General features: G+C 62.7%; 10 protein-coding genes. 3 read left to right on the plus strand and 7 right to left on the minus strand.

Translation table 11 applies throughout. From position 1 onward, the window contains the following. From sphst_RS01775 to sphst_RS01795, 5 genes are all read right to left on the minus strand, one after another. Nucleotides 1–571 (minus strand): molybdopterin-dependent oxidoreductase (locus sphst_RS01775; RefSeq protein WP_199848887.1); only part of this gene is annotated, 571 nt, incomplete at its 3' end. Nucleotides 572–677: 106 nt separating this feature from the next. Further along, on the minus strand, nt 678–1,829 hold the full coding sequence (locus tag sphst_RS01780) for a TDT family transporter (protein WP_031392889.1): 1,152 nt from the start codon (nt 1,827–1,829) through the stop codon (nt 678–680). After that, nucleotides 1,826–2,698 carry a LysR family transcriptional regulator gene (locus tag sphst_RS01785; protein WP_031392888.1) on the minus strand — a complete coding sequence of 291 codons (873 nt, stop codon included), beginning with the start codon at nt 2,696–2,698 and terminating at the stop codon, nt 1,826–1,828. Before sphst_RS01785 ends, sphst_RS01780 begins: the two co-directional genes overlap by 4 nt. Before the next feature lie 88 nt (nt 2,699–2,786). Next, the gene (locus sphst_RS01790) at nt 2,787–3,770 is read right to left on the minus strand and encodes a malate dehydrogenase (protein WP_031392887.1); all 984 of its coding nucleotides are present in this window, start codon (nt 3,768–3,770) and stop codon (nt 2,787–2,789) included. Further along, entirely contained in the window at nt 3,767–4,987 is a 1,221-nt protein-coding gene (locus sphst_RS01795) for a hypothetical protein (protein WP_107045064.1), read from the minus strand. Before sphst_RS01795 ends, sphst_RS01790 begins: the two co-directional genes overlap by 4 nt. A 165-nt stretch (nt 4,988–5,152) precedes the next feature. Between sphst_RS01795 and copM the strand changes: the two genes are divergently transcribed. Continuing rightward, complete coding sequence (gene copM / locus sphst_RS01800) at nt 5,153–5,629, plus strand: CopM family metallochaperone (RefSeq protein WP_234387257.1); 477 nt, start codon at nt 5,153–5,155, stop codon at nt 5,627–5,629. Continuing rightward, nucleotides 5,626–7,044: a YncE family protein gene (locus sphst_RS01805; RefSeq protein ID WP_051916163.1), complete on the plus strand. Its 1,419-nt coding sequence runs from the start codon at nt 5,626–5,628 to the stop codon at nt 7,042–7,044. Before copM ends, sphst_RS01805 begins: the two co-directional genes overlap by 4 nt. Nucleotides 7,045–7,327: 283 nt before the next feature. On the opposite strand, the gene sphst_RS01810 is transcribed toward sphst_RS01805, so the two are convergent. Next, the gene (locus tag sphst_RS01810; RefSeq protein ID WP_031392883.1) at nt 7,328–7,597 is read right to left on the minus strand and encodes a ribbon-helix-helix domain-containing protein; all 270 of its coding nucleotides are present in this window, start codon (nt 7,595–7,597) and stop codon (nt 7,328–7,330) included. Between the two features lies 1 nt (nt 7,598). Beyond that, nucleotides 7,599–8,276: a ParA family partition ATPase gene (gene parA, locus sphst_RS01815; protein WP_031392882.1), complete on the minus strand. Its 678-nt coding sequence runs from the start codon at nt 8,274–8,276 to the stop codon at nt 7,599–7,601. A 201-nt stretch (nt 8,277–8,477) separates the two neighbouring features. Here parA and sphst_RS01820 point away from each other — a divergent pair, with 201 nt between their 5' ends. Continuing rightward, complete coding sequence (locus sphst_RS01820) at nt 8,478–8,948, plus strand: hypothetical protein (RefSeq protein WP_031392881.1); 471 nt, start codon at nt 8,478–8,480, stop codon at nt 8,946–8,948. Nucleotides 8,949–9,002 lie beyond the last annotated feature (54 nt).

Raw genomic sequence — 9,002 nt, forward strand, 5'->3', positions numbered from 1 at the left:
CCGCGACCGCGCCCGGCTTCACGCCGGCGATATCGAGCACGTCGCGCAGGCGCACGCCGAGCCATTTGGCGTTGCCCATCGCCCCGTGACGCCACTGCGCACCGGCAACAGGGGGCTGGAACAGCGCACGCGAATTGCCCGAGCATTGGTTGATCGCCGCCAGCTCGACGCGTGGCAACTTCAGCAGTTGCGCGAGCGAGATCGACAGCGGCCGCGTGACCGCGCCGTGCACCTTGATCCGGAACGCCTCGACATCGATCGCGGTCGGAATGTCGGCCCAGTGCCAGCGGACGAAGAACTGGTCGTTCGGTGTGAAGACGTCGCCATTGAACACGCTCATCGGCGTTTCCAGCAGCGGCGGGTGGATCCGCTGGAGGATCATGCTGCCCTTGCCGGGGAACGCACTGGTTATCGGCCGTTCCGATGGGCCACCCGGAAGATGCAGGTCGACCATGCTCTGCGCCAGCGCGGGTGCGGCGATCAGCGCGCCGCTGCCGATCGCAGCCTCTGCGAGAAAGCGACGGCGGTTCGTCGCCTGCGCCAGTTTCATATCCAGGCTGTCCACCAGCATTCTCCCTTCGATGTCATGCTCTTATGCGCGATCCGTCCGACGGTCTGCCCGGTACGGGTCGATCGGATGGGCCGGTTCGATCCGGCAGGACGATCAGTTCGGCCCATCAATTGGCTTGGGCGATGCAGGGCGACACGAACAGGTTTCCGCGCCAGCCGCCTGCGACCGTCTTGGCGCCGACCAGCAGCCACATCGCTGCGAGCGCGATGGTGAGGATGGTGCCGACGATCCCGAAAAAGCCGAGCTGGAGCGTCGTGCCGAGCTTGAAGGTGGCGACAGTGTAGACGCCGAGCGGGAAGGTGTAGCCCCACCAGCCAAGGTTGAACGGGATACCCGCGCGCCAGTAGCGGATCGTGATCAGCGTCGCGAGCGCCAGCCACCACAGGCCGAAGCCCCAGAGCAACAGCCCGGCGATCGTGCCGATCCCCTGCGCTACCGCGCCGATCTGGCCGAGGCCGTTGGCGGCGAGGATCGCGGGCGCGTCGCTACCGAGCACCAGCATCCCGAGCGCACCGGTGCCGATCGGACCGAGCGCGAGCCAGCTCGAGGCGGCCATGCTCTCGTGCGGCAGCTTGTGGAGAGCCATCCGCAGGATCAGGATCGCGAGAATGCCGAACGCGACCGGCACCGAATAGGCCCACAGGACATAGGAGGTCGCCAGCACCACGAACTGATGATGGGCGTCGGCCAGATGCGGTGCGAGCAGGCCTCCGCTCGCGCCTGCGACCTCGGCCGCGACCACTGGCAGGAGCCACACCGCGGTCATGCCGTCGAGCGAATGTTCGTGCCGGGTAAACATGAGGTAGGGGATCGCTACACCGCAGGCGAGCGACATCGCGACGTCGATCCACCACAATGTCTCGGCGATCGGGATCACGCCGGCGCCGAACCGCGGCAGGCCGAACGCCAGGAACCCGTTGATGATCGTCGCGAGGCCCATCGGGATCGTACCGATGAACATCGATACGGTGTTGTGCCCGAAGATCCGCCGCGCCTCGTGCCCGAACATCGTCCAGCGCGCGGTGTAGAGCCCGGCGAACAGCGTGAAGAGCGCGATGTTGAAATACCACAATGCCTCGCCGACCGGGTGCAGCGACGTGCCGACGCCCGGCACCTGCGGTAAGGCCAGCGCCAGGATACCGGTGCCCATGGTCGCGGCGAACCAGTTGGGCGTGAACTGCCGGATCATCTCGCGCGGTGAGTCGAGCCGGCTGAGCGGCTTCAGGCCATCAAGAACGGGTTTCAGATCGGCGGTCACTTGCCAGTCTCCTTGATGAGATCGGTCAGCGCATCGGCCGCCCGGGTACGATAGCGCTCTTTGTGCCGCAGCGCGTAGAACGGACGCCGCGGCAGACCGAGCGGCAGATCGTGCAACGTTCCGGCCGCGATTGCAGGTGCGACGACATGCTGCGACAGGACCGCGACGCCTGCGCCAGCCTCGACCGCGCTACGTACCGCCTCGTTCGACGGCAGGGTCAGCGCGGTGGTGAGGTCCGACGGATCGACGCCGCGCTGGCGCAACACCTCCTCGAACGACGAGCGCGTGCCCGATCCCTGTTCGCGGACGATCCAGCGCGCGGCGCGGATCCAGTCCTCGTCGATCGTGTCGGCTGCGCGATCGCTTACCAGCACCATGCGGTCGTTCGCGACCGTCCAATGCGCGAGCGCGGGCTCGTCGATCACACCCTCGACGAAGCCGAGCTCGACCGCACCGTCGAGCACGCGCGCCGCGGCCCCCTCGGTGTTGTCGATCGCCAGTTCGATTGAGATCGCGGGGTAGCGCGCATGGAACGCCGCCAGCTGGCGGGGCAGCCAATAGCCTGCGATCGTCTGGCTTGCGACCAGCCGCAGTGTGCCGCGCTCCAGTCCTGCATATTCGGCCAGTGCAAGTTCCGCGCTGGCGGCACGGCCAAGCACTGCGCGCGCGTCGACCAGAAACATGCGGCCCGCTTCGGACAGTTCGATCCCGCGGCCGACCCGGTGGAACAGCGGCACGCCGTGCCGAGCTTCTAGCGCGGCGATGGCAGCGCTTGCGGCTGACTGCGTCACATTGAGCGCTTCGGCAGCGCGCGTCATGTGCTCGCGCTCTGCGACACCGACGAAAATCCTGAGTTGTTCGAGGGTCATGCCCGATCTCCTTGCCCCAATGATAGGGAAAGGAGATCAATCGCACCAACCAAAGATTACAGTCATTCCAATCAGATATACCGATCGTTCATTTCAGAATGTCGATAACCGCCTCACGTTCATCGACCAGTTCGGCAATCGTGCGATCGAGCATCGATCGCTGGAACGGATCGAGGGTCAGGCCTTCGATACGCGCATACCCACCGCTCATGCAGTGCACCGGCACGCCGCACACCAGTCCTTGCGGGATACCGTAGGAGCCATCTGACACCACGCCCATCGACACCCAATTATCGCCTGCGCCGTGCACCCAGTCGCGCAGATGGTCGATCGCTGCATTTGCGGCCGACGCGGCCGAGGACGCACCCCGTGCTTCGATGATCGCGGTTCCGCGCTGCGCAACGGTGGGGATCAGGGTTTCGCGGTACCAGGCCTCGTTTCCGATACGGTCGGCAAGCTTTTGGCCATCGAGTTCGGCATTCCCCCAGTCGGCAAACATCGTCGGCGAATGGTTTCCCCAGACGACGAGCTTTGTAATCGCATCGACACCTACACCCGCCTTGGCCGCAAGCTGTCCCTGCGCGCGGTTGTGATCGAGGCGGATCATCGACGTGATGTTTTCGGCAGGAAAACCCGGTGCGCTTTGCGCAAGAATCCAGGCATTTGTGTTGGCGGGATTGCCGACGACCAGGATCTTGGCGTCACGTTTGGCCACTGCGTCCAATGCTGCGCCCTGCGTCTTGAAGATCGCTGCGTTGGCAGCGAGCAAATCACGGCGCTCCATGCCCTTTGAGCGGGGACGAGACCCAACCAGCATGGCCGCATCGATGTCCTTGAAAGCCACCATCGGATCATCAGTAATGATCACACCTGCCAGTAGCGGGAACGCGCAATCCTCCAGTTCCATGACCACGCCGCGTACGGCGTCCATAGCCTGCGGCACGTCGAGCAGTTGAAGGATAACGGGCTGGTCCGGTCCGAACACGTCACCCTGCGCAACCCGGAAGAGCAGCGAATAGCAAATTTGTCCTGCGGCACCGCTGATCGCGATCCTGACGGGGGGCTTGGTCATTTTAGAAAGGGCTTTCCTTGGGAAATTACAGACGGTGTAAGACCGATCAACGCGCCGCCACGGCAAGCGCCGCATCGCGCCCGGATGGCACCAGATTGGCGAGACCCTTTTCCTGATCGCACGGCACCAGGAACGTAGATCAGGCTTTGCGCATCCGTACTGATAGGGATTGTCGACACGGTGGTGTACGTCAGCGTGTCGATCCCAGCGACCTTGTTGGTTCCGGCCAGGCTGGCATAGATTCTCGTACCATCGCCCGACGGCCAAACCGCACTTGGAGCCGCTTGTAGCGGGACGGTTGCCACAGCCTCCAGGCTGTCGGTTCTATAGACCTTGATTGCAGGTTGATCGCCGCCAATGCTGACATAGGCAAAGGAATCGTCCGCGCGCTGGGCGAAGTTGACCGCGCCCGTTGCTGGACCAGTGTTTATCACTTCGCGTACCGCAAACGGCGGTTTGGCAGCAAAAACCGTGGTCGTGCCGCTCTCGCGGCGTGTTGCCCAAATCTGTTTGCCATCTGGCGAGACCGCGATTGCTCCCTCACCTGCACCGTTGCTGGCAACGTGTCCGACGACGCGCCGATGCTCGACGTCGACAACCAGGATGGACGGCCTTTCAGTAAGCGATACAAAGGCATAGCGTCCGTTTGGCGACAGGATGGTCGCGCCCGCTCCGCCACTTGCTGGTACGCGGGTGATCTCCCGCGCGGTCTTAGGATCCACGACTGCGATGGCATGTTCATCGCCGAGCGAAACCCAGAGTTCGTGCCCATTGGGCGTAAACGCGACGGCGGTAGGCGACGTCTGGAACACGGTCCGGCCTCGTTCCGTGTTCGTGGCCAGATCTACGAGCGTCACACTGTGCTGCGCTAATGCCGATACCGCCAGGGTCCGCCCGTCACGCGTTGCAGCCAGGTGCTGGACTTTGGGGCTGGAAAAGCTGGGCTCAGCTATCGCGCTTTTGGTGAGGTCGATGCGTCCCAGTTCGTTGCCCGCTGCAGGATCGATGACAACGATCTTTGTCGATGTCGGGTCAGACACATAGATCCGGTCATGATGACTAAGGTCGATATCAGCCTTCGACCACGGTGCCTGAACCGCCTTGATATCGCAGGGAAAGTCGTCCGCCGCAGGTGCAGCCCAATAGGCCTGAGCGATCGCCGGGACTGGGGCTACGGAGGCCAACATCGCGGCAACCAGAACGATCGCAGCTTTCATCGTTTGATCCTTATCGCGGATCCGGCGGGTGATCGTGCCAGTCCGATGCCGCTAGATCGACCGATATCTCCCCTGCGTCCAACGCATGGTAGCGATGGTTTCAATACGAAAACGCGATCATAGATTGTCTACCGTTCTTTTTAGATGATCAGAACAACCATGCTTATGCGTTGGATCGATGGCTGCGCCGCGATCATTTACGCTGTCACGCTCGGCATTCATCGCTCGCGTGTCATAAATGGGAATACTAAAGGCATGACGATGAAATCTCGCACGGCCTTGCTAACGGCGATAGCCGTGTCCGTATCGACGGGTGCGTTAGCGCAAACGGACGGTTTCGCGTCCGCAATGGATGCGGCGATGGCGCGGATGCACGGCGCGATGATGACCGGTTATTCAAGCGATCCCGATCGCGACTTCGCAAGAATGATGATCCCGCATCATCAGGGTGCGATCGACATGGCCGAAGTCGAACTGCGGTTCGGCAAGGATGAACGCCTGCGCCGGCTCGCCCAGGGAATCATCGTCGAACAGCGTCAGGAAATCGCGGTGATGCAGGGCATCCTATCCGAAGGCGGCGCGTTGCTGCCTCACACCGAACCGACCGCGACCGGTCACCCCCATCACGGAGACCGTCCATGAAGCGTTTCACCCTAACCGCCTGCGCCGCCTTGTGTTTCTCGGGCCCTGCGTTTGCCCAGCAAGTGCCGAACGCGACCCCCGACGTCCCCGTCAGCGCGCAGGACCGGTTCTACACCTCGGACCAGTTCTCCAACACCGTGTCGGTGATCGATCCGTCGACCAACACGCTGCTCGGCGTGATAAAACTCGGCGACCAGACCCCCGCGAACCTCAGCCCGCTCTACAAGGGACAGCTGCTCGTCCACGGCATGGGCTTCTCGCCTGATCGCAAGACGCTGGCGGCGATCTCGATCGGCTCGAACTCGGTGACGTTCATCGACACTGCGACCAATGCCGTGAAGCATACGACCTATGTGGGCCGATCGCCGCACGAAGCGTTCTTCCGCCCCGACGGTCGCGAAGTCTGGGTCGCGGTGCGCGGCGAGGATTATATCCAGGTGCTCGACGGCAAGACCTTCGCGCCGACTACGCGCATCCCCGTTCCTAATGGCCCCGGCATGACGATCTTCTCGCCGAACGGGAAATACGGTTACGTCTGTTCGAGCTTTTCTCCCGAGACCGTTGTGATCGACACCGCCTCGAAGAAGATCGTCGGTCGCGTCAAGCAGGCGAGCCCGTTCTGCCCCGACATCGCCGCGACGCCCGACGGCAAGCAGGTCTGGTTGACGCTGAAAGACGTCGGCAAAGTCATGGTGTTCGACGCCAAGCCACCCTTCGCAGTGCTCAAGACGTTCGACACAGGCGCGATCACCAACCACGTCAACATCGCCCGCACCAAGGCTGGCCAGTTCGCCTATGTGACGGTCGGCACCGAGAACGTCGTCAAGGTGTTCCGCACCACCGACTTCGCGCAGGTCGCGAACATCCCGGTCGGCGCGCTCCCGCACGGCCTTTGGCCGTCGGGCGACGGTACGCGGATGTATGTCGGGCTGGAGAACGCCGACGCAGTCGCGGCGATCGATACCGCCAGCAACACCGTTATCGCGACGATTCCGATCGGTCAGGGGCCCCAAGGCGTGGCCTACGTTCCCGGCGCGGTGCCGGTAGGCGATGGCCGTGCAAACCTGATGCCGCTCGCCCAGGCCGGCATGAAGATCCAGCTGACTCTTTCCGGGACTGGGCGCAGCCAGGTCACGCTGTTCGATCAGGGCCAAGTCCAGATTTTGCAGGCGGCGGTTGCGGGCCTCAGTCCAAAGATGCCCTATGTCCTTGGGCTATCCTCCCGCGCTGATGGCAGCGGCGTGATCCAGCCTCTGGCGAAGTTCATGACCAATCCGGCGGGCGGCGCGATAGTCAACACGCTCGGACCGCTCCGCCAGATCGTCAGCGACGCAAAAGGCGACATGCGCCGTTACCTCGTCATTGCTCCGGGCGACCCGATGATGCCGGGCGCCGTCGTTCAGGTGCAAAAATGAGGATTCCGGTGAAACCTGCGATCTCTTGTCCGTATCCGGTATCTTGGTCATGACGCTGGTATAGGCTGCCGCAGCGTTTTGAGACTGTCGGAAAACACATGCTTTCGGACAGGGTGCGCTCCGGCCTTGGGTCGTGGCGCCAACAGGATGGCAGAGTGTGCGACAAACCCTGTCGCTTTGGTCAGCTGTACGGAAACCCGAATCTGGGGGTTTGCTGACACCCGATCGCGTTAGCGTACATCTGGGTCCGTTCTATGTGCAGACCCCTCTTCAAAGCTGCGCGTCACCGCTCCCCGAACGGGTGCTTGCCGTACTGGCGCATGAGAAGGTCGATTGCCTCGCCCATCAAGGCCTGAAGGGTAGTTCCGTTCTCGGCCGCCAGCACATTTAAGCCTCGGCTAACTTCCGGACTAAAGTATGCGCTGACAGCCTTCTTGCCCTGCCGCGCCGCCGATCGCACCGACGCCGAGCCCTCAATGGCTGGGGTCGAGACGCTCGGCTCCACCTTCGCGCGTTCTGCACGCTGCTGCCTCATGGCGCCAAATTTGCTCATGTCAGCCTCGCTTCTTTCTGCCCTGCTTACTTGTGGGCAAGTTCACACGTTCGCTTGTCCACGTCCATAGCGCGGCGATCTCCTCCGCCGCCTTACCGTCAGGCTCCGCCTCTATCGCGGTTTTCCCTTGCGCCGTGCTGTGGTGATAGATCGCGCGCATCGTGAGCATGACGGGCGCGACCGGCACACCCATACCCTCAACGCCTTCGCTGCCCTCAATCAGCTCCCGCGCGTCTCTGTAAGTAGTTGGCGCGCGCTGAGGACCGCCCATGAAGAGCACGAAGGCCGGCTTGCCTGCTGCCTTCACCAGCTCGGCCGTCGTTTCAACGGCTGACAAGTCGAACGCTTGGGGACGACAAGGAATAAGGATCAGGTCCGCAGCCTTGCACGCCTCGCGCGCCATGATGTCCGCGTGTGGGGGCGTATCGATAATGACTAGGTCCGCGCCTAGATCGGCTGCTTGCTGCACCTTGCGCGGAAGGAGGGTGGGGGAGGCACAATCTACGACCTCAGGGTCCGCGCCGCCTCGCCAGTGGTTCCATTGGCTAGCGGTCGCTTGCGGGTCCGCGTCGAGGATCAGCGCGGAGAGGCCCGCACTGGTGGCGGCACCGGCAAGGTGGATGGCAAGCGTGGTCTTACCCGCTCCGCCCTTCTGGCTGATGATAGATATGGTCTTCATGTAGCCCCTGCACGTGTTCGCGTGTGAACATGATGGATAGCACACAAGTGAGCAAGATAACAATCTCACTTGTGAACTGATAGCCTTCGTGGCCTGTAGCAGCGTGGTTGGGTGGTCGTAAGCTGCACCCGAGGTTCGCGGCATAAGGGAGCATACGTGACAGGAATATCAGGGGGGTCAGGATCAGGCGGCTGGACGTGGGTGCAGGGCTTCGGAACGGCCTTTGCGGGCGTGCTTGCCTACCTTGGCGCGCGTTTTGGCGCGCAGGCCGGGAAGGAGAACGCAGACAAGGCCATCTTCGTCCAGATCGTCACCAGCGAGCGCGCGGTATGGCGAGAAGCAATGCGAGGGCTGGTTGTAGAGTTAACGGCCGAGGTGCGGCGTGGTGCAGTTAGCCCTGCCAAGCCGGTGAATTGGCGAAAGGTACATGCCGCGCGCGCTGGTATCGTACTCCGCCTAAACCCGGCCTGCCGCGACGTAGGGACTGAGGACAAACATGCCCTGGATCGCGCGCTCTTCCGCGCAGTCGAGGAGCTAGTGAGTGCGCGGCATACTCCAAAGCCCGATTGGCTCAAAAAGGCGGATACGGTCGAGAAAGCAGCCCAACGGCTCATCAAGAAGGAATGGGACAAGTCGAAGAAGGAGGCTCGCACAGGCAGGCTTGAAGAATGAGGCTGTGAGGGCCGCAGGATAGCAACTGTCGACTGTCGCTAATATCCTAAGTTT

This window comes from Sphingomonas sp. STIS6.2 (genome assembly GCF_000732685.2).
Taxonomy (GTDB): Bacteria; Pseudomonadota; Alphaproteobacteria; order Sphingomonadales; family Sphingomonadaceae; genus Sphingomonas; species Sphingomonas aerolata.

Coding starts and splice junctions, on each gene's coding strand:
- sphst_RS01805 (WP_051916163.1), top strand. CDS start 5,626: ATGAAGCGTTTCACCCTAACCGCCTGCGCCGCCTTGTGTTTCTCGGGC.
- sphst_RS01795 (WP_107045064.1), bottom strand. CDS start 4,987: ATGAAAGCTGCGATCGTTCTGGTTGCCGCGATGTTGGCCTCCGTAGCC.
- sphst_RS01790 (WP_031392887.1), bottom strand. CDS start 3,770: ATGACCAAGCCCCCCGTCAGGATCGCGATCAGCGGTGCCGCAGGACAA.
- sphst_RS01810 (WP_031392883.1), bottom strand. CDS start 7,597: ATGAGCAAATTTGGCGCCATGAGGCAGCAGCGTGCAGAACGCGCGAAG.
- parA (WP_031392882.1), bottom strand. CDS start 8,276: ATGAAGACCATATCTATCATCAGCCAGAAGGGCGGAGCGGGTAAGACC.
- sphst_RS01785 (WP_031392888.1), bottom strand. CDS start 2,698: ATGACCCTCGAACAACTCAGGATTTTCGTCGGTGTCGCAGAGCGCGAG.
- copM (WP_234387257.1), top strand. CDS start 5,153: ATGCGTTGGATCGATGGCTGCGCCGCGATCATTTACGCTGTCACGCTC.